Here is a 22,430-nt window from a genome sequence, read left to right on the forward strand (position 1 = left end):
AATGACCACGAAACGTAAGCCGTATGTTCGCCCCATGACACCAACGTGGTGGCAAAAACTGGGCTTCTACCGTTTTTACATGCTGCGTGAAGGCACGGCGGTGCCGACGGTCTGGTTCAGTCTCGTGTTGATTTACGGGCTGTTTGCCCTGAAAAGCGGCCCGGACAGCTGGATGGGATTTGTCAGCTTCCTGCAAAACCCCATCGTCGTGATCCTCAACGTCATCACCCTGGCGGCAGCGCTGCTGCACACCAAAACCTGGTATGAGCTGGCGCCGAAGGCCGCCAACATCATTGTTAAAGATGAAAAAATGGGGCCGGAGCCGGTCATTAAAGGGCTATGGGCGGTAACTGCGGTTGCCACGGTTGTTATTCTTTTTGTTGCCCTGTTCTGGTAAGGAGGACGTTATGATCAATCCCAATCCGAAACGCTCCGACGAGCCGGTATTCTGGGGGCTATTTGGCGCAGGCGGCATGTGGGGGGCGATAATCGCGCCCGTGATAGTGCTGCTGGTCGGTATTATGCTGCCGCTGGGTCTGTACCCCGGCGATGCGCTGGGCTATGAACGCGTGCTGGCGTTCTCCCAGAGCATCATCGGCCGCCTGTTCATCTTCCTGATGATAGTGCTGCCGCTGTGGTGCGGGCTACACCGTATTCACCATGCCATGCACGACCTGAAAATCCATGTGCCGTCCGGCAAATGGGTCTTCTATGGCCTTGCTGCGATTCTGACAGTTGTGACGCTGATCGGCGTGATTACGCTTTAAGTCACCTACGGCATCAGGGCCTGCCTTCGCGCAGGCCTTTTTTATTTTGTTGGAGGCAACGCGTATGATTGGCCCTTGCTTACTACTTCAGGGATATTCTCATGATGAAGGCTCCACTTTGCTGCGCGCTGCTGCTCGCCACTTCAACCTCTTCGTTTGCCGCGACGTCATCGACGGAGCCGCTTGCTGATATCGTAAATAATACCGTCATGCCTTTGCTGAAAGAACAGCATATCCCCGGGATGGCAGTGGCGGTGATTTATCAGGGTGAGTCGTACTATTTCACCTACGGCAAAGCGGATGTGGCCGGTGACAGGGCCGTGACCAGGCAGACGATTTTTGAACTTGGCTCACTGAGTAAAACCTTTACCGGCGTGCTCGGCGGTGATGCTGTCGCTCGGGGCGAAATTAAAATGAGCGACCCGGCAACGAAATACTGGACAGAATTAACCGGTAAACAATGGCAAGACATCAGCATGCTTCATCTTGCAACCTATACGGCGGGGGGCCTGCCGCTCCAGGTACCGGATGAGGCTAACGACCCGGCATCGCTGCTCAAGTTCTGTCAAAACTGGCAGCCAGACTGGGTACCCGGCACCAAACGCCTGTATTCCAACGCAAGTATCGGCCTGTTCGGCGCGCTCGCGGCGAAGCCTTCAGGAATGAGCTTTGAACAGGCGATGGTGAAGCGAGTTTTCCAGCCGCTGAATCTCATGCATACCTGGCTGAAAGTCCCCGATGCTGAAAATAAGCATTATGCCTGGGGTTACCGTGACGGTAAGGCAGTACGCGTCTCGCCCGGCATGCTGGATGCGCAAGCCTATGGCGTAAAAACCAACATCGAAGATATGGCAAGCTGGGTTCAGGTGAATATGAAACCGCAGCAGGTAAAGGATAAGACTTTGCAACAAGGTATCGGGCTTGCACAAGCACGCTACTGGCAGGCGGGGAGCATGTATCAGGGGCTTGGCTGGGAAATGCTGAACTGGCCAGTCAATGCCGACACGGTTATTAAAGGTAGCGATAATAAGGTCGCATTAGCCGCCACTCCTGTCGTGGCCATTAATCCTCCCGCTCCCGTTAACCCGGCATCATGGGTGCATAAAACCGGTTCAACCAACGGGTTTGGCGCTTATGCCGCATTTATTCCAGAAAAGCAGCTCGGTATAGTGATGCTGGCAAACAAAAACTATCCCAATCCTGAGCGTGTTAAAGCGGCATATAGTATTTTACAGGCGCTACAGCAGTCAGGTGCACGTTAGCGTACTGAAATATAGGGTGGATAATGCCTGCGCTTATCCACCCGACAAAACTGGCAGCGACAAACCTTTTTTATTCCCAACCAGCATCTACACTTAGCAAAAAGCTGACAAGGATTAAGCTATGCGCATCTGGCCGATCGTTTCTGCCATCTCAGTGGCCCTATTGGTTGTATCTTGTAGCACCCCCACCCCGCCGCCAAACGTCACGGTGGTCAATAATTTCGATGCTAAACGCTATCTCGGGCAGTGGTATGAAATTGCCCGTTTCGACCATAGCTTTGAGCGCGGCCTACAGCAGGTCACGGCGACTTACAGCCTGATGGACGACGATGGAATACGCGTGGTGAACCGGGGCTTTAATCCTGATCGGCAGAAATGGCAGCAGAGCATTGGTAAAGCGTACTTTACGGGCAGCCCCGATCGGGCGGCGCTGAAGGTATCGTTCTTTGGCCCGTTCTATGGCGGCTATAACATTATTGCGCTGGATAAAGATTATCGCCACGCGCTGGTCTGCGGGCCGAACCGCGACTATTTGTGGATACTCTCCCGCACGCCGACCATCACTCCGGAAGTAAAACAGCAGATGCTGGATACCGCGACCCGTCAGGGCTTCCCGGTCGAGAAGCTCCTGTGGATCCAGCAAAAAGGCTAGTGGGTGCTGAGCTTCAGGCCGATGATGCCGATGACGATCATAGCCAGGCTCGCGATGCGGGCCGGGCTTGCCGATTCACCTAACAGCAGAATCCCCGTGGTGGCCGCCCCAACGGCACCGATACCCGTCCACACCGCGTAGGCCGTTCCCGTCGGCAGCGTTTTCATCGCCCATGACAGCAGCGCCATGCTCAGGACCATCGCCACAATGGTGATCACACTTGGCCACAGGCGGCTAAAGCCATGGGTATATTTCAGGCCGACGGCCCAGACCACTTCCAGAAGACCAGCAATAAACAGAACAAACCAGGACATAACCGCTCCTTGTGAAGGGGTCGTCCCCGAAATAAGAAGAAGCGCAGGCGGGTCGTCCCGCAAGGCCGATGCGAAGAGAACAGTTTAGCACCCGGCTCGGACAAGGAAAATCCCGCAGAGCTTCTCTCTTTTGAAAGAAGCGATGCCCCCTCAGCCCTTGCTAAGCCTGGAATTAGCTCACGATCGTCACGCAGTTCCGCACTTCAACGGACGGAGAGTACTCCTATGATTAAGCGTTCCTCTCCGTCCCTGTAAAGGCTGCAATAATGAACGTCGTGAAGCTTAACTATGCTTAAAATATTATTGATCGATCGCTGTATTTATAGCCGCCAGGGAATAAAAGAATTAATGAATAGAGATAATATATTCTGCATTGCCGAAACCGATAATTTACTGCAGGCACGGGAGAAAATAATAGAGTGGCAGCCGAATATGGTGATAGCCGACTTCTCTGGCTTTTCAGGGATGCTGCACAGCATTCAGCAGCTCTCCGCTATCTATTCCGCCTGCGGGAAGTCAACGCGCCTGATGGTCATGCAAAGCGGCGAGCATCAGCAGATTGAGCACTATTGTCGACAATGGGGTACGGCGGAAGTCGTCAGTAAATCCATCCCACTGAGTGAGCTACGGGAGTTAACAGGGCGAATTATTCATTCGCGCCCACCCTTCAGATTTCGCCAGAATAGCATTGCGCCACTGCTGACGTTACGAGAGGAAAGAATTTTAAAATTATGGTCGGAGGCGGTGAGTAATGAGATGATTGCCCGTGTTATGGGCATAAGCACAAAAACAGTTTATTCCTACAAACGGAATATAAGGATGAAGCTTGGGGCGGATAACCGATTTTCTTTATTTATATCGCCGCCGTTAACAGCAGTAGAATAGCGGTACGGCAAAGACTGCCGTACCGTAACGACACAAGTTAGTCCTGCGCTTTCGTTGCCGCGCCAGAAATCGCGTTACCGCCATCCTGAATATCTTCACCAACGCCGCGCGTGGTATTACAAGCGGTCAGTAATGACGACAGCACCACAAGTGAAAAGAACGCTGCAATAGTTTTCTTAAGCATGACCTTTTTCCTTTTTTGCCGATGTGATTGTGTATAGCCACTTAATCATAGCCAAAAAATGGAAAGCTGAGGTCAATCCTGAGGTTTTTTAGGAGTTTTGGAAGTTATTTGTTCGCCGCGCGCTCGATGGAGCCACCGAGGTGCTGCAGATCTTCGCCGAAGCCGCGCGTGGTATTACAACCGCTCAGAAACGACGCCAGGAATGCGATAAAAAGGAAACACTTAAGCTTAGAATTCATCTTCCCTGCCTTCAGCTAGCTGCGGCGCAGCCTACAAAGCCACGCCGCGATCACGCGTGAATTACTTAACGCGAGAGACGTATTCGCCAGTACGAGTATCAACTTTGATGACTTCGCCGATCTGTACGAACAATGGCACTTTAACCACGGCGCCGGTAGTCAGCTTAGCTGGTTTACCGCCGGTACCTGCGGTGTCGCCTTTCAGGCCTGGATCGGTTTCAACGATTTCCAGCTCAACGAAGTTTGGTGGCTGAACGGCGATTGGACGGCCGTTCCACAGGGTAACGATACATTCCGCCTGGTCCAGCATCCATTTCGCGTTATCGCCGATAGCCTTCTCGTCCGCAGCCAGCTGCTCGAAGGTTTCGTTGTTCATGAAGTGGTAGAACTCACCGTCGTTGTACAGGTAAGTCAGGTTCATATCGATAACGTCTGCGCCTTCGGCGGAGTCGGTAGATTTGAAGGTTTTCTCAACGCGGGTACCGGTCAGCAGGCGGCGCATTTTCACGCGGGCAAATGCCTGGCCTTTACCTGGTTTCACGAACTCGCTGGATTCAACAGCGTAAGGTTCGCCTTCGAACATGATTTTAAGACCGGCACGGAAATCGTTGCTAGAATAAGTCGCCATAAGGCCCTCTGAAATTGTTAATTGGTAGCTTAGCCAAAAAATGGCACACATTGTAACCCTAAATCCCCCTCGCAGAGAAGATTGGTTAACGCAACTTGCCGATGTTATAACCGATCCTGATGAACTGCTGCACATTTTAAATGTAGATGCCGACGAAGCGCTATTGGCAGGCCGTGACGCACGTCGACTTTTCGCCCTTCGCGTCCCGCGCGCCTTCGTGGCCCGCATGGAAAAAGGAAATCCGCACGATCCGCTGCTGCGCCAGGTATTAACCGCTCAGGAAGAGTTCGTTGCCGCCCCTGGATTCAGCACCGACCCGCTCGAAGAGCAGCACAGCGTGGTGCCCGGCCTGCTGCATAAATACCGCAACCGCGCTCTGCTTCTGGTAAAAGGCGGCTGCGCCGTTAACTGCCGTTATTGCTTCCGTCGCCACTTCCCGTATGCCGACAATCAGGGCAATAAGCGCAACTGGCAGACCGCACTGGCGTATATCAGCGAACACCCGGAGCTGGACGAAATTATTTTCTCCGGCGGCGATCCGCTGATGGCCAAAGATCACGAGCTGGACTGGCTGCTGAGCGAACTGGAAGCCATCCCGCATATTAAGCGCCTGCGCATTCACAGCCGGCTGCCCATCGTTATCCCGGCTCGTATTACCGAAACGCTGGTGGCTCGTATTGCCCGCTCACACCTTCAGGTGCTGCTGGTGAACCACATTAACCACGCTCAGGAGATTGGCGAGGAGTTTCGTGAAGCGATGACAAGCCTGCGTAAGGTGGGCGTCACGCTGCTTAATCAGAGCGTGCTGCTGCGGGGCGTGAACGACAGCGCCGTGACGCTGGCAGAGCTGAGCAATGCGCTGTTTGATGCGGACGTAATGCCTTATTACCTGCACGTGCTGGATAAGGTCCAGGGCGCGGCACATTTCATGGTCAGTGACGACCAGGCAAGAAAGATTATGCGTGAACTGCTGACGCTGGTTTCGGGCTATATGGTGCCGAAACTGGCCCGTGAGATTGGCGGAGAACCGAGTAAGACGCCGCTGGATTTGCAGCTGCGGCAGAGCTGATTTCCCCTCACCCCAGCCCTCTCCCCAAAGGGTCGAGGGAGAAAACAACCGGGATAAGGGCAAAATCACATCAGTTCGGGCACTTATACACCTGCCCGTTTATGACGCTTGCGGTCGGCGCGAAGCTCGACAGCAGATTCTGGCTTGGGCTGCTGACGCCATAAATCACGTTACCGCCCATTGCGGCCGCATTGTTACGCAGGGCATTTGCCGCGCCGCGCATCGAGCCGCCTTCTTCGCCGTGCTGACCAGATAACCAGTTGCTCTGCTCACCGCTGGCGCTGCCTAACAGCTGGCAATTGCTGGCCGGCTTCTCTTCAACAAAGCGAACGCTTTGACCCGCGGCACTCAGCTCGTTATTGCTGGTACTGCATCCCGCCAGCAGCAACGCTGCCACAGCCATTCCTGCTGAAACTTTTATGCGCATGTTGTTCCCCGTAATCAATGCTGTGTTCAATGTAGTCGTGGGCCATTATCACCCGGTATGACCTTATACCAGACTGAGGCCCAAAAGAAAAAACCCTCAGCCATTTCTGACTGAGGGTTCTTTAACACAAGGTGCTTTGGGTTACATCATGCCGCCCATGCCACCCATGCCGCCCATACCACCAGCGCCGCCTAAATCAGGCGCATCGCTTTTAGGCAGGTCGGTAACCATGCACTCGGTGGTGATCATCAGACCAGCCACGGATGCCGCGTACTGCAGAGCAGAACGGGTCACTTTGGTTGGGTCCAGGATACCCATGTCGATCATGTTGCCGTATTCTTCGGTTGCTGCGTTGTAGCCGTAGTTACCGTCGCCCGCTTTCACGGTGTTAGCAACAACGGATGGCTCTTCGCCGCAGTTCAGCACGATTTGACGCAGCGGAGCTTCCATTGCACGCAATGCAACTTTGATACCCACGTTCTGGTCTTCGTTCACGCCACGCAGTTCGCCCAGCTTAGAAGCTACACGGATCAGCGCAACGCCACCGCCAGCCACAACGCCTTCTTCTACCGCAGCACGAGTTGCGTGCAGAGCATCTTCAACGCGAGCTTTCTTCTCTTTCATTTCAACTTCGGTAGCCGCACCGACTTTGATTACCGCAACGCCGCCAGCCAGTTTCGCTACGCGCTCCTGCAGTTTTTCGCGGTCATAATCAGAAGTTGCTTCTTCGATCTGCTGACGGATCTGGGAGACGCGGCCAGCAATCGCAGGTTCTTCACCGCTGCCATCGATGATGGTGGTGGTGTCTTTGTTGATAACGATACGCTTAGCGGTACCCAGATCTTCCAGGGTCGCTTTCTCCAGCTCCATACCGATCTCTTCAGAGATAACGGTACCGCCGGTCAGGATAGCGATATCCTGCAGCATTGCTTTACGACGGTCGCCGAAGCCTGGTGCTTTAACAGCAGCCACTTTCACGATGCCGCGCATGGTGTTAACAACCAGAGTAGCCAGCGCTTCGCCTTCAACATCTTCGGCGATGATCAGCAATGGTTTACCCGCTTTCGCAACGGCTTCCAGAACTGGCAGCATTTCACGGATGTTGGAGATTTTTTTGTCAGCCAGCAGAATGAACGGGCTGTCCAGTTCGATAGAACCGGTTTCTGGCTTGTTGATGAAGTACGGAGACAGGTAGCCACGGTCGAACTGCATACCTTCAACCACGTCCAGCTCGTCCTGCAGGCCGGTGCCTTCTTCAACGGTGATTACGCCTTCTTTGCCCACTTTCTCCATCGCTTCAGCGATCAGAGTACCCACGGTTTCGTCGGAGTTAGCAGAGATAGTACCAACCTGAGCGATAGCTTTAGAGTCGGAGCAAGGTACGGACAGCGCTTTCAGCTCTTCAACCGCAGCGATAACCGCTTTGTCGATGCCGCGCTTCAGGTCCATTGGGTTCATGCCCGCAGCCACAGCTTTCAGGCCTTCGGTGATGATTGACTGAGCGAGTACGGTAGCGGTGGTGGTGCCGTCGCCCGCAGCGTCGTTCGCTTTAGAGGCCACTTCTTTCACCATCTGCGCGCCCATGTTTTCGAACTTGTCTTCCAGTTCGATTTCACGTGCTACGGAAACACCATCTTTAGTGATGGTCGGTGCACCGAAAGATTTATCCAGCACCACGTTACGGCCTTTAGGACCGAGGGTCACTTTCACTGCATCTGCCAGTACGTTTACGCCGCGCAGCATTTTCACACGAGCGTCGTTACCGAATTTTACGTCTTTAGCTGCCATTCTTCTTTTCCTTTAAATTCGTTTAATTTGCCTGCGGATTACGCTTCAACAATTGCCAGGATGTCGCTTTCGGACATGATCAACACTTCTTCATTGTCGATCTTCTCGGACTTCACACCGTAACCGTCGCTGAAAATCACGATGTCGCCGACTTTTACGTCCAGCGGTTGCACGTTACCGTTTTCCAGGATGCGGCCTTTACCGACAGCGATGATTTCGCCACGAGTTGATTTACCTGCTGCGCTACCGGTCAGCACGATGCCGCCTGCAGACTTGGACTCAACTTCTTTACGCTTGACGATGACGCGGTCGTGTAGTGGACGAATACTCATGTGATAGCTCTCCTTTGAGAAAGTCAGTATCAATTGTTTGGGTAACGCCGGCCCAGATGGGTTATCGGCTGGTGAGGTGAGAGATGGGGATGCGCCTCCCCCCCTTCAAGGGGGGAAAACAAAAAAATTATAATTTTTAACGATTGTGACGATCGTCGTTATCACGGGAATCATCAAGCTCTTCGAGACGCTTTGGGCCATCGTCCTTACGCTGGTACTCACCGTCGAAGGTCTGACCGCCATCCGCACCCGTGCTGAAACCACCGCCGGGCATACGGGAGAAGCGCAGATGAGGCATCAGCTTCATGGTCAGATGCTTCTGGACCGGCGGTAATAGCAGCAGCAGGCCCAGGAAGTCCGTGAAGAAGCCAGGCAGCAGCAGCAGGAAGCCGGACAGCACCAGCGAGACGCTCTTAATCATCTCAGCCGCTGGGCTTTCGCCAGCCGCCATCTTTTGCTGCATCTGCAGGAAGGTTTTAAAGCCCTGGTTGCGCACCAGCGACATACCAATGATGGAGGTAAAGATGACCAGCAGCAGGGTCAGCAGGACGCCAAACACATGAGCGACCTGAATAAATATGGATATCTCTATATAAACATAGAGAAAAATAGCAATTAACGGTATCCAGCGCACCGTATTCTCCTGTAATAAAGCAGGCGCACCAGTGCACCTGCGAAAGGGTCAGCACCAACGCATTGTTAACAGATGGTGACGCTTTAGCCAAAAATCAATCTAACCACCAGCTTATTTTTCAAGAAATCTTCATCTGTTGATCGAAATCACATATTAATAATTGTTATATGATGTCGCTTTTAATAAGTGATCCAGATAGCTGCTTTTCGCTATGATCAGCATATCATCACGGCATGGAGACCGATTATGGACATATTCTTCGGTCTATTCATCTCACGACCACACATCCTGTGCGTGAAAACGGTACATTTATTGGCGGCTTGAAAAAGAAGGTTCACATGTTAAATAACATTCGTATCGAAGAAGATTTGTTGGGTACCAGGGAAGTGCCAGCGGACGCCTACTACGGCGTTCATACTCTGAGAGCGATTGAAAACTTCTACATCAGTAACAACAAAATCAGCGACATCCCTGAGTTTGTGCGCGGCATGGTCATGGTGAAGAAAGCGGCAGCGATGGCGAACAAGGAGTTGCAGACCATCCCGAAAAGTATTGCCAACACGATTATTCAGGCCTGTGACGAAGTGTTGAACAACGGCAAATGCATGGATCAGTTCCCGGTAGACGTTTACCAGGGCGGGGCCGGTACCTCCGTTAACATGAACACCAACGAAGTACTCGCCAATATCGGGCTTGAGCTGATGGGCCACCAGAAAGGTGAGTATCAGTACCTCAACCCGAACGACCACGTCAATAAATGCCAGTCCACCAACGATGCTTACCCAACCGGTTTCCGCATCGCGGTTTATGCCTCCATCATTAAGCTCATCGATGCCATTAACCAGCTGGGCGACGGTTTCCAGCGTAAGGCTGTCGAATTTGAAAACATCCTGAAAATGGGCCGTACCCAGCTGCAGGATGCGGTACCGATGACGCTGGGTCAGGAGTTCCACGCCTTTAACGTCCTGTTGACCGAAGAGACGAAAAACCTGCTGCGCACCGCAGAGCTGCTGCTGGAAGTTAACCTCGGCGCGACGGCAATCGGTACGCGTCTGAACACGCCTGAGGGCTACCAGCAGCTGGCCGTGCAGAAACTGGCGGAAGTCAGCAACCTGCCGTGTGTGCCGGCAGAAGACCTGATTGAGGCAACCTCCGACTGCGGCGCCTACGTCATGGTGCACAGTTCGCTCAAACGCCTGGCGGTAAAAATGTCGAAGATCTGTAACGACCTTCGCCTGCTCTCCTCCGGCCCGCGCTCCGGCCTGAACGAAATCAACCTGCCAGAGTTGCAGGCTGGCTCTTCAATCATGCCGGCTAAGGTGAACCCGGTAGTGCCGGAAGTGGTAAACCAGGTGTGCTTTAAAGTCATCGGTAATGACATTACCGTAACCATGGCCTCCGAAGCGGGTCAGCTGCAGCTTAACGTCATGGAGCCGGTGATTGGCCAGGCGATGTTTGAGTCTATCCACATCCTGACCAACGCCTGCTACAACCTGCTGGAAAAATGCATCAACGGCATCACCGCGAATAAAGAAGTGTGTGAGAGCTACGTCTACAACTCGATTGGTATTGTGACTTATCTGAACCCGTTCATTGGCCACCACAACGGTGACATCGTCGGGAAGATTTGCGCGGAGACGGGGAAAAGCGTGCGCGAAGTTGTGCTGGAACGCGGCCTGCTTACGGAAGCAGAGCTGGACGATATCTTTTCGGTCCATAACCTGATGCACCCGGTCTACAAAGCCAAACGCTACACGGATGAAAGTGAACAATGATATTCACGAGTAGCTAGCTAAGCCAAAAGGCACGTCCATCGCGACGTGCCTTTTTCGTTTCATAAGCACAATAATACAACAACTCATTTTCAACTCATTAATCTTCAAGGAAGCATCCATGATAGTCATCGAGCTCATCATCGTGTTGGCAGCCATATTTCTTGGCGCAAGGTTAGGCGGTATCGGTATCGGCTATGCCGGGGGACTGGGGGTGCTGGTGCTGGCGCTGATAGGCGTAAAACCCGGCCATATCCCTTTTGATGTTATTTCCATCATTATGGCGGTGATCGCGGCGATCTCTGCGATGCAAATTGCGGGCGGTCTTGACTACCTGGTTAATCAGACTGAAAAGCTGCTGCGTAAGAACCCGAAATACATCACTATTCTTGCCCCCATCGTGACTTACTTTCTGACGATTTTTGCGGGAACCGGCAATATCTCTTTAGCCACGCTGCCGGTGATTGCAGAAGTTGCAAAAGAACAGGGCATTAAGCCTTGTCGTCCTCTGTCCACCGCCGTTGTTTCAGCTCAGATTGCCATCACCGCGTCGCCAATTTCGGCGGCGGTGGTGTATATGTCCTCCGTGCTTGAGGGACACGGCGTCAGCTACATTCACCTGCTGGCGGTGGTTCTCCCCTCCACGTTGCTGGCCGTGCTGATCATGTCCTTCCTGGTCTCAAAGCTGTTCAACTCAAAGCTCTCTGACGATCCGCTTTACCGCAAGCGCCTGGAAGAGGGGCTTATCGAACTGCGTGGCGACAAGCAAATGGAGATCAAACCCGGGGCAAAAGCATCCGTGCTGATGTTCCTGCTTGGGGTGGTGTGCGTTGTTATCTACGCCATTATCAACAGCCCGAGCCTTGGACTGGTCGCTACGCCGCTGATGAACACCACCAATGCGATCCTGATTATCATGCTGTCCGTCGCCACGCTGACAACCGTCTTCTGCGGCGTTGAAACTGAGAGCATCCTTAGCTCAAGCACTTTCAAAGCGGGTATGAGCGCCTGTATCTGTATCCTGGGCGTGGCCTGGCTTGGTGATACGTTTGTTTCCGCCAACATCGAGTGGATCAAAGAGACGGCCGGTAGCGTGATTCAGAGTCACCCGTGGCTGCTGGCGGTGATTTTCTTCTTCGCCTCTGCCCTGCTCTACTCCCAGGCGGCTACCGCTAAGGCGCTGATGCCGATGGCCCTGGCCCTGAACGTTTCGCCATTGACCGCGGTCGCTTCTTTTGCCGCTGTCTCCGGCCTGTTTATTCTGCCAACCTACCCGACGCTGGTCGCGGCAGTGCAGATGGACGACACCGGCACCACGCGCATTGGCAAGTTCGTCTTTAACCATCCGTTCTTTATTCCGGGCACGATAGGCGTTGTGCTTTCGGTCTGCTTCGGCTTCCTGCTGGGCAGCTTCATTCTGTAAATGTCCCAAAACAAGGGTCGCATTGCGGCCCTTTCTCTTCTCGCTCGTCCCGCCGTGCTATAGTCACCCGCAGTTCCCCTTCACAGGAGGTTTGCGATGTCGACTACCCAGGCCGTTGTCATATTGTGTACTGCCCCGGATGAGGCCTCCGCACAGGAGCTTGCCGCTCTCGTACTGGCTGAAAAGCTCGCCGCATGCGTGACCCTGCTACCCGGCGCTACCTCGCTCTACTACTGGGAAGGGAAAATGGAACAGGAGTATGAAGTGCAGATGGTGCTCAAAAGCGACGTCGACCATCAGCAAGCGCTGCTGGCCTGTCTGAAATCGCACCATCCTTACAAAACACCTGAATTACTGGTTCTGCCGGTTACCCACGGAGATAGTGAATACCTCTCATGGCTCTACGCATCTTTACGCTGATCTTCCTGCTCTTCAGCACGCAAACTTTTGCAGGACTGTTCGATAACCAGGGCAAAACGCAGTTCGTCCCGGTGGACCAGGCTTTTGCCTTTGATTTCCAGCAGTCCGGCAGCCAGCTCAACCTGAACTGGCAGATCAGGCCCGGCTACTATCTGTATCGCCAGCAGATCAAGCTCAACCCGGCCCAGGCAGAGATTGCTCCACCCGTCCTGCCGAAGGCGGCCTGGCACGAAGATGAGTTCTACGGCAAAACCGAGATTTACACCCATAAGCTGAACCTGCCGGTGACGGTGAACGCCGCCACTAAGGGCGCGACGCTAAGCGTAACCTACCAGGGCTGCGCCGAAGCCGGATTCTGCTACCCTCCGGAAACAAAAACTGTTCCGCTGAGTGAAGTCGTGGCTTCTGAAGAAAGTCGCCCTCGCCCTAACCCTCTCCCCCAGGAGAAGGGGCAAACCCGCGCAGAGCAATCCTCCTCCCTTTCTGCCTCTGGGGAGAGGGCCGGGGTGAGAAGCACAGACAGCACCGCACTTCCGTTCTCCGCTCTCTGGGCATTCCTGATCGGCATCGGCATCGCCTTTACGCCGTGCGTGCTGCCGATGTACCCGCTGATCTCCAGTATCGTGCTGGGCGGTAAACAACGCCTGTCCACCGGGCGCGCATTGCTACTGGCCTTTGTCTACGTACAGGGGATGGCGCTAACCTATACCGCTCTGGGTCTGGTGGTTGCCGCCGCGGGGCTGCAGTTTCAGGCCGCGCTGCAGCATCCGTACGTGCTAATCGGCCTGTCGGCGCTGTTTGTACTGCTGGCGGCGTCCATGTTCGGGATGTTCACCCTGCAACTCCCTTCCTCCCTGCAAACGCGCCTTACGCTGATGAGCAACCGCCAGCAGGGCGGTTCGGCGGGCGGCGTTTTTGCGATGGGCGCATTAGCAGGCCTGATTTGCTCGCCGTGCACCACTGCACCGCTTAGCGCCATCCTGCTGTATATCGCGCAAAGCGGGAACATGTGGCTCGGCGGCGGCACGCTCTATCTGTACGCACTGGGCATGGGCCTGCCGCTGATCCTGATTACCGTCTTTGGCAACCGCCTGCTGCCGAAAAGCGGCCCGTGGATGGAAACGGTCAAAATTGCCTTCGGCTTTGTGATCCTGGCGCTGCCGGTATTCCTGCTCGAACGCGTGCTGGGCGATGTCTGGGGCGTACGTCTGTGGGGGTTGCTGGGCGTGGCATTCTTCAGCTGGGCGTTTATCACCAGCCTGCAGGCCAGCAAATCGTGGATGCGCCTGGTGCAAATCATCCTGCTGGGCGCAGCGCTGGTCAGTGCTAAGCCGCTGCAGGACTGGGCATTTGGCACGGCGGTAACCGCCAGCCAGCCCCATCTGAACTTCACGCGTATCGCTAACGTCGAACAGCTTGACCAGGCGCTGGCGCAGGCCAAAGGTCAACCGGTCATGCTGGATCTTTATGCAGACTGGTGCGTGGCCTGTAAGGAGTTCGAGAAATATACCTTTAGCGATCTGCAGGTTCAGAAGCAGCTCGCCAATACCGTGCTGCTCCAGGCAGATGTCACTGCCAATAACGCACAGGATGTGGCACTGTTACAGCATCTGAACGTATTAGGCTTACCGACGATTCTGTTCTTTGATGCCAAAGGCCAGGAGCGTCCTGCCGCCCGCGTCACGGGCTTTATGGACGCCAGCGCGTTCGATACGCATTTGCGCAATCAGGCGCAGTAAACAACACTAATGTGGGATAACCCGTTGAACGACGGAGGAGAATACCGTGCAACGCGAAGACGTACTTGAGCACGCCCTGCATGTCCTTGAACGTGAAGGAATTGCCAGCACCACCCTGGAGATGGTCGCAGGTGAGGCAGACCAGCCGCTGCAAGTCATCGAAAAATACTGGCCCGACAGCGAAGCGCTGCTGTATGACGCGCTGCGCTACCTGAGCCAGCAGGCTGAAGCCTGGCGTCGCCAGTTTATGCTGGATGATGCCCTGACGATTGAGCAAAAGCTGATGAAGCGCTATGAGGCTCTGACCGAATGCGTGAACCATCAGCGCTATCCCGGCTGCCTGCTAATTGCCGCCTGCACGCTTTATCCCGATCCTTCCCATCCTATACATCAGCTGGCCGACCAGCAGAAAAAAAGGGCATGGGAGTACACTCACGAGCTGCTGACCCAGCTTGAGGTGGACGATCCGGTGATGGTCGCACATCAGATGGACCTGGTGCTGGAGGGCTGCCTGAGCAAGCTGCTGGTCAACCGTAGCCAGGCGGACATCGATACCGCTCAACGTCTTGCGGAAGATATTCTGCGCTTTGCTCAGTGCCGCAAAGGCGGCGCGTTGACCTGAGGCTAGCTTTTCAGCACTCTGTTTGAAAAGCAGGCAGTTAGCGTCGTTTAAGCACTTTTTTATGACAAAGCCGTTGACGCCCAACGGGCTTTACGGTTTAATGCGGCCCGTTGCCCGGATAGCTCAGTCGGTAGAGCAGGGGATTGAAAATCCCCGTGTCCTTGGTTCGATTCCGAGTCCGGGCACCACTCTTTAAAGAACCCAGCCTATGGCTGGGTTTTTGCTTTCTTGGGTTCCGGTAGATATCTGGTCGCGATGACCGCTGATGTCGCTGCTTTACCTCTTCCATCTAGCCTAAACATTTCTTCTAAGTGGCAACCCCCCTCTGGTCGCAGTAGCCTTGTCTGTCAGACTTCAAATCCCCATTAGACACTATATTTCACATGAGTACCCGGCTGACGGATTCATTTCTGCAAGGCCACATCCGGTCTTTGTCCGGTCGGAAGCCAAACGCAAACCACCAGCACTAACTCTACCTCCCAGCTATCAACAACAACCCCTATATCAAACCGAACATTTTTCACTCTGATTGATTTAGCTTTAGTCATCTTTTGGGTATTATGCCTACGATATCAATATGATTCATGAGGGATTATGACCAGAGCACTGGTAAGGCTTGGAGACAAAACCACGAGCGGCGGTGAAGTGATTTCAGCTTCCTCGACGATTATTGAAGAACGGAATATTGCCCTGAATGGCGATATGGCATGGTGCCCAAAAGAAACCTGCAACGGGCCATTTCAGATCAATGGCACTGCGTATTACTTCGCTGAAGACAAACCCTGCGTAGCCACAGGCGATCGGGTACTTTGTAACTGTAAAAACAATCAGGTGCTGGGCAGTACGACAATTTGGGTGGAAGATAGTCCGAGCGATCCTTTTAAGGAGCATCGCAAGCGGGCAGCGGAATGGCCCATTAACAAAGTAGCTGCCGCCGCTATAACCGCTATCCCGGTGTTCGCAAAGTCTGTCCTGCGTGGTACTGGTAATACCGATGCCGGGGAGTCAGAAGAGCCACAAAGCAACATCGGCGAAATGAGTTTCTATCAGTCACAACCCACTCAGCCAGACCCTGAGCCAGAACAACACGCACAGGCCTCAAAGAAGAAGAAAAATGCACCGCCACCAGAGCCACCGAAGAAATCACTCTTCGATAAAGTCACAGGCTTTTTCTTTGGTGAAGCTGGAGCGATGCCCCTCCCCCCGCCGCCAGTCATTACTGGGACCGTCGAAGCCGGGATGGCAGCCTCTGCCGGAGGAGCAACAGCTAAAGCCAGTCAGGACGCCGCTACAGCATTAACCCACTCCATGAAACGCCTCTCCGGCCCCGAAGTCTGGAACGGACGGCTGGCGATGAATCTGCCGTTCGTGGTCATGGGTGCCATCATTCAGTCGAATCTCAAAGGCGAGCAGAGCGACCTGCTGACGCCTCAGAACCTGCTGGAAGTGGCTCACAGCAAGGGTACCGTCCCTACCCGCGTCCGTTATAACTGGATAACTGACGACGATAGCGGGAGGCTGAAAGCGGTTGGCTATCACACAACTGCCGCCAGTGGTCGTGATCAGGTGCGAGTCAGAATGCTGGAGAAGCAGACCGATGGCAGCTATGAATTCTGGGGCGACGAGCGAAGTGATAAACCATTAATCACATGGACACCAGCGAACGCGCCGGGGTCACAGAACGGCTGGAATACAGGGAATAACAACCCACAGGCAGGAACAGTCACGATACCGGGGCTTGAGCACCCGGATATTCAGAATGTGGCCATCACCACCACGCCACTGCCCGAGGAAAAGGACTTCCGGGATTACATTCTGGTGTTTCCGGGCAACGTCCATCCGCCAATTTACATCTATCTCAGCAAGCCTCCAGTAGAACTGCTGGAAGTTGAGCTTTATATCAACTTCAATGGCCGCTCGCGGCAGGGCGAATACGAAGCTGACCACATGCCATCCGCAGCAGCCGTTAGATTGTATTATCAGCGTCTTTACCCCGATGCTGACGAAAAGGAATTAGAAATGTTAGCGAAAGAAGTTGCTGCAATAGTGATTCCAAAGGGTGTGCATAGGAAAATAAGTGAAACCTATGGGGGCCGTAATAGGGGGCCGGGAAGAGTGGAGCGTGATTCCCGAGACCTTCGAGCGGCTGCTGATCGAAACTTTGACGTGATAAAGCCCGCCTTGAAAGAATCTGGTATCACCGAGGAAAAACTGGAAGCAGCAAGGGCCAAAATACACGAGTTGAATGAGAGCGTGGAGCTATATAAAAAATGACAGTCAATGTAGAAAGTCTGATCCGTAACCTCGGGAAAACTTACGAGCAACTCTTTGATGCTGGGTTGATTCCATACAAATCTAAGCCTACAGGCTTCTCTGGTTCTGATGTTGTTACTCTTGATATGGCAAAAGAGGGTGTCTTTTTAGCCTTCCATCGCGACTCCAACACATTGAAAGAAATCACATTAACATTGCTGGACCAAGAAAAGAAGAATTGGGTGTTCCCGAATACGCTACCGACGCCACTGGAGCCTGTGATGGCTCGTCCTTGGGTTCATAATCAGCTAGGTGAACCAGATAAAGCTCTTCCTCCTAGAAAAAGGGGAAGGCGTGAGATTGGCTGGACAGAAAGATTTACGTTGCTCGACTTTCATATTCCGCTCACTTTACAGGTTGACTATGAGCTGAACGATTACGCTAGAAAGATAACCTTTCTCCCAACATCAGAACTCCGCTGGTAATTGTCATAGTGGCACCTTTCGGGGTGCCATTTCCAGCGTGCCTAGCCTCATCCAGAACAAGAAACGTTAAGGTCATCACAGAAAGCTGAATCATGCATGACAGAATCATTAATCATGCCCTGATCCCTCAACGGTATCGAGATGACACGGCTGACTGACATGAATCTTTAATAGACTTGCCTCACAGCAGAAAAACCTTCTATAGCAAGCTCTTACTGTAGTGGCATAGTGAATTTGGCCACCTGAATAGAGGTGATATCATCACCTCATAGTCAAAACAGGTGACATTATGACCGGACGTAACAGACGCAATTTTAGCCCTGAGTTTCGCCTCGAGGCTGCCCAGCCTGTACTCGATCAGCATTACACCGTTGCCGCCGCTGCCACTGCGATGAATGTCGGCAAATCCACGATGGATAAATGGGTTCGACAACTGAAAGAAGAGCGAGCGGGAAAATCACCCATAGCTTCACCCATGACACCTGAGCAGATTGAGATACGTGAGTTGAAGAAAAAACTTCAACGCGTTGAAATAGAAAGGGATATATAAAAAAAGGGTACCGCGCTCTTGATGTCAGACTCCCTGAACAGTTCTCATTAGTTGAGAAACTCAGGGCGCGGTTTCCTGTTGCCGTTTTGTGCAACGTGTTTGGGGTTCATCGCAGCAGTTATAAATACTGGCGGCAGCCCAGGAAGTCTGACGCAACGAGAGTGGCATTACTGAGCCTTGTGCGTGAAGTTTATCGCGAAAGTAACGGTTCAGCAGGAGCGCGAAGCATTGCCGCAATGGTCACCACCAAAGGTATAAAACTGAGCCGCTGGCGGGCAACAAAGCTGATGAAAGCGCTCAATATTATCAGCTGTCAGCAACCTGGCCATCGTTATAAGAAGGCGTCTAAGGAACACATTGAGATCCCTAATTATCTGGATCGCCAGTTTGCTGTTACCGAGCCTAATCAGGCCTGGTGCGGTGATGTGACTTATATCTGGACGGGAAAACGCTGGGCTTATCTGGCTGTTGTACTCGATTTGTTTTCCCGTAAACCGGTTGGCTGGGCGATGTCATTTTTCCCTGATTCCGCACTGACAGGTAAAGCCCTGTCGATGGCCTGGGAAGCACGGGGAAAACCGGCTAATTTACTGTATCACTCGGATCAAGGCAGTCACTATACCAGCAGGAATTTCAGACAGTTACTGTGGAGATATCAGATAAAGCAAAGCCTGAGTCGCCGGGGAAATTGCTGGGATAACAGCCCAATGGAACGGTTCTTCAGAAGCCTGAAAACAGAGTGGGTACCGGATAATGGCTACGCGAATTTTAGCCAAGCCAGCACGGCAATAAAGAATTACATCACAGGATATTACAGCCAGCTCAGACCTCATCAATATAATGGTGGTTTGACGCCGAATGAATCAGAACGATTGTTCTGGAAAAACTCTAAAGCTGTGGCCAGTTTTTGTTGACCATATATGGACGCCCCGGGTGATGCAAGTACTGGTTCGATACGGTTTGCGACCATATATCCGGCGTCGTTCGTAGGTTTAATAACCCGCGCCATGATGTTATCCGAGCCCTGTTTCCTAATCACTACACCGGTATTTGATTACCCAGGTCAACTTCAGGCTGTTACAGGGACGGTAGCCGTTTTCTCATCAGTGCTTGCAAACTCAGTAAAGCGAGTTTCTTCAATCTAAGCTTTGGGTTAATTCACTGCAAAAGCCTTGTTTATATTAAAATCAACGTTATCAGTCAGTATGCGCCAGATGATCCGGGTCAGTTTATTCGCTAAAGCTACGGTGGTTTTCAAAAAACCTCGCCGGGTCTCCAACCTTTTCAGCCAATGGCCCAGGCTGTCGTCACGTTTTTTCACGCATCGCATCACTGATCGTGCACCATGGATGACCAGTGTTCTCAGGCTGCGATTGCCATTTTTTGTCAAAGAGGAAAGTCTCTGTTTTCCTCCCGAACTGTGCTGCCGGGTGAATAGACCCGGGTTTCGTAGACACTTTTTTGCCTCATATGGACTGACCCCGCCCCGGTAGACGATCCTGCCCTATAGTTTGAGCATAGGAGGAGCGTATGGGCACACCACGATTTACACCTGAATTTAAGGAAGAGGCTGTCCGTCAGATAACGGAACGCGGTTATTCCGTCGCCGAAGTATCTGACCGTCTGGGCGTTTCTGCACACAGCCTCTACAAGTGGCTACGGGCGATTAAACCCGATAACAGCGAGCAGCATGCCCGGGATTTACTGGAGGCCAAAAGCGAGATCCTGAAACTACGGGCGCAGCTAAAACGTACCGAAGAGGAACGGGATATTTTGAAAAAGGCCGCGCGGTACTTTGCAAGGGAGCCCGACTGAAGTACCGCTTTATCAATGAGCACCGCACTGTATGGGGTGTGATGACGATGTGTCGGGTACTCAATGTCGCCCGGGCCGGGTTCTATGCGTGGCTGCACAACCCGGTCTCGGCACGTGATAAAGATAACCAGCGCCTGCTGACGCTTATCCGTGACTCATATTCACTGAGCGGAGGCGTATACGGTTACCGGCGGGTTCATGGCGACCTGAACGAAATCGGGGAAACCTGCGGCAAAAACCGGGTGGGTCGTATTATGCAACTGAACCGGATCAAAGCCGTACGCGGCTATAAAGCGCCGCGTCGTATCGCTGGTCGACCTTCAGTGGTTGCCCCGAATCGCGTGCAGCGGCAGTTTACTGTTGTCCGGGCCAATCAGGTCTGGGTCACCGACATCACTTACATCCGCACCTGGCAGGGCTGGTTGTATCTGGCGGTGGTTATCGATCTCTTCGCCCGTAACGTGGTCGGCTGGTCGATGAAACCCACTCTCTCACGCGAACTGGCGCTGGATGCGCTGATGATGGCGGTCTGGCGACGTAAACCCGACGGCGAGGTTATCGTGCACTCAGACCAGGGCAGCCAGTACGGCAGTGACGACTGGCAGCGCTTCTGCCGGGCCAATAACCTGGCTCCGAGCATGAGCCGGCGTGGCAACTGCTGGGATAATGCGGTGGCCGAATCGTTCTTCAGTTCACTGAAAAAAGAGCGCATCAGGAAGAGAATATACAAAACCCGGGATCTGGCCCGGGCGGATATCTTCGATTACATTGAAGTATTCTATAACCGGTCCCGGCGCCACAGTCATCTCGGCGGCGTCAGTCCGGAGGCCTTTGAACAGGCCTCATCGTGAGGACAGAATTTGTCTACTGTCGTGGGGTCAGTCCAGGGGGACCAGACCGCACCAGGCGGATAATTCTCTGCCGCTGGAGAACTGCACTGCATCCACTTCACTGATAAAAGCTGCAGCGATAAGCGGGCCAACACCCGGGATCGTTAATAAATGGCGATAGGCTGTCTGTTGTGAAGACAATGCCGCAATTTCTTTATCCAGACAGGTGACTCGTTCATTCAGGACCTGCATATCATCCCGCAATGAAGAAAGTAAACGGCGAAGTGTGAAAGTTAAGTCATTGGATGCGTCTTCAATAAGTTCAGGCAGCTGTTGCTGAAGACACTGGATCCCGACAGGAATAATAAGCCCATATTCAGCGAGCAGAGAACGAATCTGGTTAGCCAGCGCGGTTCTCTGCTCAACCATAAGTTGACGGGTATTGCGCAGCGCTTTGATATCCTGCTGCTCCGTGGTTTTGACCGGAACAAAGTGGATGCCCGGACGGCATGCTGTTTCACAAATCGCCAGCGCATCGTTTGCATCGTTTTTCTGACTTTTGGCAAATGCTTTCACGTGCTGGGCAGGGATAAGCCTTACGCTGAATCCCATAGCGCTGAGGGTTCGCCCCCAGTAATGAGAGGTTGAACAGGCTTCCATCGCAATTAACGTACCCGGTTCAAACTGGCGAAGCGTATTCAGCAATTTCTGACGCGATATTTTTCTGTTCCAGGCAACGGAACCATCAATCATCCAGACACATACCTGAAAAACAGATTTGGCAATATCGATACCAACAACTCTGATCGTATTCATGTGATGTTACTCCCGGATCAATGTAGTCAGTAAAAGTATGGCACTGACTACATTAGGAAGGGGCGTCCATCACATCACTACATACTGGATAACGTCGGAATGTAAGAACGCGCAGTAAATTTAGATAGCTATATAGCACGAACATCTTCAGAAAGAGGTTCTTTCACGATAGGATCGAAGCTAAACGGGGCACACTAGCAAGATGTATAATTAACAACCAAATTTGACACGAGTTTTGAAAATCCCCGTGTCCTTGGTTCGATTCCGAGTCCGGCACCACTTATTAAAGAACCCAGCCTATGGCTGGGTTTTTGCATTATGTGCAACCGACTCTACGTCCAACGCCTTCAACCATTCGCTATAAGCAGTTTAGCCCCCCGCCCCCCGTCAGTCGCAAAATCTCTGCAACGCACCGTCAGTTCGTGGCGAAACCTCCTGACCCACTCACCCTCTTATGGTCCGGTAATAACATAAAGCAACGGCGACTTTCGTCGCCGTTGCTTCGGGTCTTCCTTCTAAGATTT

The 22,430-nt window shown here is 53.0% G+C and carries 24 protein-coding genes, 1 tRNA gene and 1 pseudogene; 16 read left to right on the top strand and 10 right to left on the bottom strand.

Annotated features, from left to right (window positions below):
- The first annotated feature begins 1 nt into the window (after position 1).
- From frdC to ACA108_20045, 4 genes are all read left to right on the top strand, one after another.
- The gene (frdC, locus tag ACA108_20030) at positions 2-397 is read left to right on the top strand and encodes a fumarate reductase subunit FrdC (GenBank protein ID XEX95586.1); all 396 of its coding nucleotides are present in this window, start codon (positions 2-4) and stop codon (positions 395-397) included.
- A gap of 10 nt (positions 398-407) precedes the next feature.
- A complete protein-coding gene (gene frdD, locus ACA108_20035; GenBank protein XEX95587.1) occupies positions 408-767 on the top strand; it encodes a fumarate reductase subunit FrdD in 360 nt (119 codons plus the stop codon).
- 101 nt (positions 768-868) lie between these two features.
- A complete protein-coding gene (gene ampC / locus ACA108_20040) occupies positions 869-2,029 on the top strand; it encodes a CMY2/MIR/ACT/EC family class C beta-lactamase (protein ID XEX95588.1) in 1,161 nt (386 codons plus the stop codon).
- A gap of 121 nt (positions 2,030-2,150) precedes the next feature.
- Complete coding sequence (locus ACA108_20045; GenBank protein ID XEX95589.1) at positions 2,151-2,681, top strand: lipocalin family protein; 531 nt, start codon at positions 2,151-2,153, stop codon at positions 2,679-2,681.
- Here ACA108_20045 and sugE read toward each other — a convergent pair.
- The gene (sugE, locus tag ACA108_20050; GenBank protein ID XEX95590.1) at positions 2,678-2,995 is read right to left on the bottom strand and encodes a quaternary ammonium compound efflux SMR transporter SugE; all 318 of its coding nucleotides are present in this window, start codon (positions 2,993-2,995) and stop codon (positions 2,678-2,680) included. The two genes, ACA108_20045 and sugE, sit on opposite strands and share 4 nt — an antisense overlap.
- Before the next feature lie 288 nt (positions 2,996-3,283).
- On the opposite strand from sugE, the gene ACA108_20055 reads away from it, so the two are divergent.
- A complete protein-coding gene (locus tag ACA108_20055; protein XEX95591.1) occupies positions 3,284-3,880 on the top strand; it encodes a response regulator transcription factor in 597 nt (198 codons plus the stop codon).
- 37 nt (positions 3,881-3,917) lie between these two features.
- Here the strand turns inward: ACA108_20055 and ecnB are convergent, their stop codons facing one another.
- The 3 genes from ecnB to efp form a co-directional block, all read right to left on the bottom strand.
- Entirely contained in the window at positions 3,918-4,064 is a 147-nt protein-coding gene (gene ecnB / locus ACA108_20060) for a lipoprotein toxin entericidin B (GenBank protein XEX95592.1), read from the bottom strand.
- 104 nt (positions 4,065-4,168) lie between these two features.
- Positions 4,169-4,303 carry an entericidin A/B family lipoprotein gene (locus tag ACA108_20065; GenBank protein XEX95593.1) on the bottom strand — a complete coding sequence of 45 codons (135 nt, stop codon included), beginning with the start codon at positions 4,301-4,303 and terminating at the stop codon, positions 4,169-4,171.
- A gap of 61 nt (positions 4,304-4,364) precedes the next feature.
- Complete coding sequence (efp, locus tag ACA108_20070; GenBank protein XEX95594.1) at positions 4,365-4,931, bottom strand: elongation factor P; 567 nt, start codon at positions 4,929-4,931, stop codon at positions 4,365-4,367.
- 40 nt (positions 4,932-4,971) lie between these two features.
- Here efp and epmB point away from each other — a divergent pair, with 40 nt between their 5' ends.
- Positions 4,972-6,000 (top strand): EF-P beta-lysylation protein EpmB, encoded by a 1,029-nt coding sequence (gene epmB / locus ACA108_20075; protein XEX95595.1) that lies wholly within the window; start codon positions 4,972-4,974, stop codon positions 5,998-6,000.
- A 70-nt stretch (positions 6,001-6,070) separates the two neighbouring features.
- Here epmB and ACA108_20080 read toward each other — a convergent pair whose 3' ends face one another.
- The 4 genes from ACA108_20080 to ACA108_20095 all read right to left on the bottom strand — a co-directional run bounded on the left by ACA108_20080 (position 6,071) and on the right by ACA108_20095 (position 9,181).
- Positions 6,071-6,427, bottom strand: coding sequence for a DUF4156 domain-containing protein (locus tag ACA108_20080; GenBank protein XEX95596.1), 357 nt, complete (start codon positions 6,425-6,427; stop codon positions 6,071-6,073).
- A 141-nt stretch (positions 6,428-6,568) separates the two neighbouring features.
- Positions 6,569-8,215, bottom strand: coding sequence for a chaperonin GroEL (gene groL, locus ACA108_20085; protein ID XEX95597.1), 1,647 nt, complete (start codon positions 8,213-8,215; stop codon positions 6,569-6,571).
- A 38-nt stretch (positions 8,216-8,253) separates the two neighbouring features.
- A complete protein-coding gene (locus ACA108_20090; protein XEX95598.1) occupies positions 8,254-8,547 on the bottom strand; it encodes a co-chaperone GroES in 294 nt (97 codons plus the stop codon).
- Between the two features lie 136 nt (positions 8,548-8,683).
- Positions 8,684-9,181, bottom strand: a complete 498-nt coding sequence (locus ACA108_20095) for an FxsA family protein (GenBank protein ID XEX95599.1) — start codon at positions 9,179-9,181, stop codon at positions 8,684-8,686.
- 338 nt (positions 9,182-9,519) lie between these two features.
- Between ACA108_20095 and aspA the strand changes: the two genes are divergently transcribed.
- The 9 genes from aspA (at position 9,520) to ACA108_20140 (ending at position 19,359) form a co-directional block, all read left to right on the top strand.
- Positions 9,520-10,956, top strand: a complete 1,437-nt coding sequence (gene aspA, locus ACA108_20100; GenBank protein ID XEX95600.1) for an aspartate ammonia-lyase — start codon at positions 9,520-9,522, stop codon at positions 10,954-10,956.
- A 118-nt stretch (positions 10,957-11,074) separates the two neighbouring features.
- Positions 11,075-12,376: an anaerobic C4-dicarboxylate transporter gene (locus tag ACA108_20105; GenBank protein XEX95601.1), complete on the top strand. Its 1,302-nt coding sequence runs from the start codon at positions 11,075-11,077 to the stop codon at positions 12,374-12,376.
- 96 nt (positions 12,377-12,472) lie between these two features.
- The gene (cutA, locus tag ACA108_20110; protein ID XEX95602.1) at positions 12,473-12,796 is read left to right on the top strand and encodes a divalent cation tolerance protein CutA; all 324 of its coding nucleotides are present in this window, start codon (positions 12,473-12,475) and stop codon (positions 12,794-12,796) included.
- Positions 12,772-14,535 carry a protein-disulfide reductase DsbD gene (locus ACA108_20115; protein ID XEX95603.1) on the top strand — a complete coding sequence of 588 codons (1,764 nt, stop codon included), beginning with the start codon at positions 12,772-12,774 and terminating at the stop codon, positions 14,533-14,535. Before cutA ends, ACA108_20115 begins: the two co-directional genes overlap by 25 nt.
- 46 nt (positions 14,536-14,581) lie before the next feature.
- On the top strand, positions 14,582-15,157 hold the full coding sequence (locus ACA108_20120; protein XEX95604.1) for a transcriptional regulator: 576 nt from the start codon (positions 14,582-14,584) through the stop codon (positions 15,155-15,157).
- 112 nt (positions 15,158-15,269) lie between these two features.
- Positions 15,270-15,345: transfer RNA gene (locus ACA108_20125), tRNA-Phe, on the top strand.
- Between the two features lie 406 nt (positions 15,346-15,751).
- On the top strand, positions 15,752-17,431 hold the full coding sequence (locus ACA108_20130; GenBank protein ID XEX95605.1) for an S-type pyocin domain-containing protein: 1,680 nt from the start codon (positions 15,752-15,754) through the stop codon (positions 17,429-17,431).
- Complete coding sequence (locus ACA108_20135; GenBank protein ID XEX95606.1) at positions 17,428-17,895, top strand: DUF6392 family protein; 468 nt, start codon at positions 17,428-17,430, stop codon at positions 17,893-17,895. The genes ACA108_20130 and ACA108_20135 overlap by 4 nt, the downstream gene beginning before the upstream one ends.
- Positions 17,896-18,184: 289 nt before the next feature.
- Positions 18,185-19,359, top strand: a protein-coding gene (locus ACA108_20140) for an IS3 family transposase (protein XEX95607.1) whose coding sequence is annotated in 2 segments (ribosomal slippage) — positions 18,185-18,428 and positions 18,428-19,359 — 1,176 coding nt in all. Because the reading frame shifts where the segments join, the coding sequence is not laid out codon by codon here.
- Between the two features lie 239 nt (positions 19,360-19,598).
- Here the strand turns inward: ACA108_20140 and ACA108_20145 are convergent.
- Positions 19,599-19,886: pseudogene (locus ACA108_20145) on the bottom strand (transposase).
- An 89-nt stretch (positions 19,887-19,975) separates the two neighbouring features.
- Here ACA108_20145 and ACA108_20150 point away from each other — a divergent pair.
- A protein-coding gene (locus tag ACA108_20150; GenBank protein ID XEX95608.1) for an IS3 family transposase occupies positions 19,976-21,111 on the top strand; the annotation gives its coding sequence in 2 pieces (ribosomal slippage) (positions 19,976-20,222 and positions 20,222-21,111; 1,137 coding nt in all).
- A gap of 27 nt (positions 21,112-21,138) precedes the next feature.
- Here ACA108_20150 and ACA108_20155 read toward each other — a convergent pair.
- Entirely contained in the window at positions 21,139-21,906 is a 768-nt protein-coding gene (locus ACA108_20155; protein XEX95609.1) for an IS110 family transposase, read from the bottom strand.
- Positions 21,907-22,430 lie beyond the last annotated feature (524 nt).

This window comes from Dryocola sp. LX212, assembly GCA_041504365.1.
In the GTDB taxonomy this organism is placed as follows: domain Bacteria; phylum Pseudomonadota; class Gammaproteobacteria; order Enterobacterales; family Enterobacteriaceae; genus Dryocola.

Coding starts and splice junctions, on each gene's coding strand:
- frdC (XEX95586.1), top strand. CDS start 2: ATGACCACGAAACGTAAGCCGTATGTTCGCCCCATGACACCAACGTGG.
- frdD (XEX95587.1), top strand. CDS start 408: ATGATCAATCCCAATCCGAAACGCTCCGACGAGCCGGTATTCTGGGGG.
- ampC (XEX95588.1), top strand. CDS start 869: ATGATGAAGGCTCCACTTTGCTGCGCGCTGCTGCTCGCCACTTCAACC.
- ACA108_20045 (XEX95589.1), top strand. CDS start 2,151: ATGCGCATCTGGCCGATCGTTTCTGCCATCTCAGTGGCCCTATTGGTT.
- sugE (XEX95590.1), bottom strand. CDS start 2,995: ATGTCCTGGTTTGTTCTGTTTATTGCTGGTCTTCTGGAAGTGGTCTGG.
- ACA108_20055 (XEX95591.1), top strand. CDS start 3,284: ATGCTTAAAATATTATTGATCGATCGCTGTATTTATAGCCGCCAGGGA.
- ecnB (XEX95592.1), bottom strand. CDS start 4,064: ATGCTTAAGAAAACTATTGCAGCGTTCTTTTCACTTGTGGTGCTGTCG.
- ACA108_20065 (XEX95593.1), bottom strand. CDS start 4,303: ATGAATTCTAAGCTTAAGTGTTTCCTTTTTATCGCATTCCTGGCGTCG.
- efp (XEX95594.1), bottom strand. CDS start 4,931: ATGGCGACTTATTCTAGCAACGATTTCCGTGCCGGTCTTAAAATCATG.
- epmB (XEX95595.1), top strand. CDS start 4,972: ATGGCACACATTGTAACCCTAAATCCCCCTCGCAGAGAAGATTGGTTA.
- ACA108_20080 (XEX95596.1), bottom strand. CDS start 6,427: ATGCGCATAAAAGTTTCAGCAGGAATGGCTGTGGCAGCGTTGCTGCTG.
- groL (XEX95597.1), bottom strand. CDS start 8,215: ATGGCAGCTAAAGACGTAAAATTCGGTAACGACGCTCGTGTGAAAATG.
- ACA108_20090 (XEX95598.1), bottom strand. CDS start 8,547: ATGAGTATTCGTCCACTACACGACCGCGTCATCGTCAAGCGTAAAGAA.
- aspA (XEX95600.1), top strand. CDS start 9,520: ATGTTAAATAACATTCGTATCGAAGAAGATTTGTTGGGTACCAGGGAA.
- ACA108_20105 (XEX95601.1), top strand. CDS start 11,075: ATGATAGTCATCGAGCTCATCATCGTGTTGGCAGCCATATTTCTTGGC.
- cutA (XEX95602.1), top strand. CDS start 12,473: ATGTCGACTACCCAGGCCGTTGTCATATTGTGTACTGCCCCGGATGAG.
- ACA108_20115 (XEX95603.1), top strand. CDS start 12,772: ATGGCTCTACGCATCTTTACGCTGATCTTCCTGCTCTTCAGCACGCAA.
- ACA108_20130 (XEX95605.1), top strand. CDS start 15,752: ATGACCAGAGCACTGGTAAGGCTTGGAGACAAAACCACGAGCGGCGGT.
- ACA108_20135 (XEX95606.1), top strand. CDS start 17,428: ATGACAGTCAATGTAGAAAGTCTGATCCGTAACCTCGGGAAAACTTAC.
- ACA108_20155 (XEX95609.1), bottom strand. CDS start 21,906: ATGAATACGATCAGAGTTGTTGGTATCGATATTGCCAAATCTGTTTTT.